Below are 2,063 nucleotides of genomic sequence, written 5' to 3'. Positions count from 1 at the left end.
CCCCAGTTCACCACCTCGGGCACGATTAACCGGCTTCCCGTCGCACCTCTGGCCGTGTCGGGGCCCCCACGCCGCTGGGGGGGGGCGCCCGGCCGGACGGGAGCGGTCGCACGGTCCACGGAGCGTAATATCCGTCGAACGGCCGCCACCCTTCGTTGTACCGTTCTGGTGTCCCCGCCCAGACCAAGGCAGGGCCATCGATCCCGTACCGGCGGGTGAACCGGTCAACACATGTACGTGGGGACTCTGTCCTTCGATCTCCTCCTCGGCGACGTGCGGTCGCTGAAGGAGAAGCGCTCCGTCGTCCGCCCGATCGTCGCCGAACTCCAGCGGAAGTACGCCGTGAGCGCGGCCGAGGTGGACCACATGGACCTCCACCGGCGAGCCGTCATCGGCCTCGCCGTCGTCTCCGGCGACGCGGCGCATCTCAGCGACGTACTGGACCGGTGCGAACGGCTGGTCGCCGGCCGCCCCGAGGTGGATCTGCTGTCCGTGAGACGGCGCTTCCACGGCGAAGACGACTAGACGGCACAACACCAACAGAACGTAGAAGAAGAAAGAACGGGAGACGGACCAGTGGCCGACAACGCGCGGGCGAAAAGGCTGGCGGACCTCATCCGAGAGGTGGTGGCCCAGAAGCTGCAGCGCGGGATCAAGGACCCGCGGCTCGGCTCGCACGTCACCATCACGGACACCCGGGTGACCGGGGACCTGCGGGAGGCGACCGTCTTTTACACCGTCTACGGTGACGAAGAGGAGCGGCAGGCCGCGGCCGCCGGTCTGGAGAGCGCCAAGGGCATCCTGCGCTCCGAGGTCGGGCGGGCGGCCGGCGTGAAGTTCACGCCGACCCTCGCCTTCGTCGCGGACGCCCTTCCGGACACCGCCCGGAACATCGAGGACCTCCTCGACAAGGCGCGCGCCTCCGACGCGAAGGTGCGCGAGGCTTCCGCGGGTGCCGCGTTCGCCGGTGACGCCGACCCGTACAAGAAGCCGGGCTCCGAGGACGAGGCCGACGAGACGGACGACGCCGCCGAATGACCAGCAAGCCCACCCCGCCCGACGGCCTCGTCATCGTCGACAAGCCGTCGGGCTTCACTTCGCACGACGTCGTCGCCAAGATGCGCGGCATCGCCAGGACCCGCCGCGTGGGCCACGCGGGCACCCTCGACCCGATGGCGACGGGAGTGCTCGTCCTCGGCGTCGAGAAGGCGACGAAGCTCCTCGGACACCTCGCCCTCACCGAGAAGGAGTACCTCGGCACCGTCCGTCTCGGGCAGAACTCGGTCACCGACGACGCCGAGGGCGACATCACCTCGTCCACCGACGCCTCCAACATCACCCGCGAGGCCGTCGACGCCGCCGTCGCCAAGCTGACCGGCGACATCATGCAGGTGCCGTCCAAGGTGAGCGCCATCAAGATCAACGGCGTGCGCTCGTACAAGCGGGCGCGCGAGGGCGAGGACTTCGAGATCCCCGCGCGGCCGGTCACCGTCTCGTCCTTCACCGTGTACGACGTCCGCGACGCCGTGGCCGAGGACGGCACCCCCGTGCTCGACCTCGTGGTGTCGGTGGTCTGCTCGTCCGGCACCTACATCCGGGCGCTCGCCCGCGACCTGGGCGCCGACCTCGGAGTGGGCGGACACCTCACCGCGCTGCGCCGCACCCGCGTCGGACCGTACAAGCTGGACTCGGCACGGACCCTCGACCAGCTCCAGCAGGAGCTGACCGTCATGCCGATCGCGGAAGCGGCCGAGGCCGCGTTCCCGCGCTGGGACGTGGACGCCAAGCGCGCCCGGCTGCTCACCAACGGTGTGCGGCTGGAGATGCCCGAGGAGTACGCGGCCGGGGGCCCCGTGGCCGTCTTCGACCCCGAGGGCCGCTTCCTCGCGCTCGTCGAGGAGCAGAAGGGCAAGGCCAAGAGCCTGGCCGTCTTCGGCTGACCCGGCCGGGGCGGGAGCCGACGGGTTCCAGCCCCTTGTCGCGGCGCCCCACGCCGCCCCCCAACAACGCCCCGCACCCGACCCCCCCCGGATCCCCCACCCACCCGGTGATTCAACCCCCCC

At 70.8% G+C, this 2,063-nt stretch carries 3 protein-coding genes; all 3 read left to right on the top strand.

What is annotated here, in order from left to right; all coding sequences use genetic code 11:
* Positions 1 to 231: 231 nt before the first annotated feature.
* The 3 genes from ACFW2E_RS45810 to truB are packed head-to-tail and all read left to right on the top strand — an operon-like array spanning position 232 to position 1,940.
* Entirely contained in the window at positions 232 to 525 is a 294-nt protein-coding gene (locus tag ACFW2E_RS45810; protein ID WP_384477827.1) for a DUF503 domain-containing protein, read from the top strand.
* A gap of 51 nt (positions 526 to 576) precedes the next feature.
* Positions 577 to 1,038, top strand: a complete 462-nt coding sequence (gene rbfA, locus ACFW2E_RS45805) for a 30S ribosome-binding factor RbfA (protein WP_384477824.1) — start codon at positions 577 to 579, stop codon at positions 1,036 to 1,038.
* Positions 1,035 to 1,940, top strand: coding sequence for a tRNA pseudouridine(55) synthase TruB (truB, locus tag ACFW2E_RS45800; RefSeq protein ID WP_384477821.1), 906 nt, complete (start codon positions 1,035 to 1,037; stop codon positions 1,938 to 1,940). Before rbfA ends, truB begins: the two co-directional genes overlap by 4 nt.
* The last annotated feature ends 123 nt before the right edge of the window (positions 1,941 to 2,063 follow it).

The organism is Streptomyces sp. NPDC058964 (assembly GCF_042741275.1).
In the GTDB taxonomy this organism is placed as follows: domain Bacteria; phylum Actinomycetota; class Actinomycetes; order Streptomycetales; family Streptomycetaceae; genus Streptomyces.
Note: the sequence above shows the minus strand (reverse complement) of the source record. Positions and strands in the feature narration are given on the sequence as shown.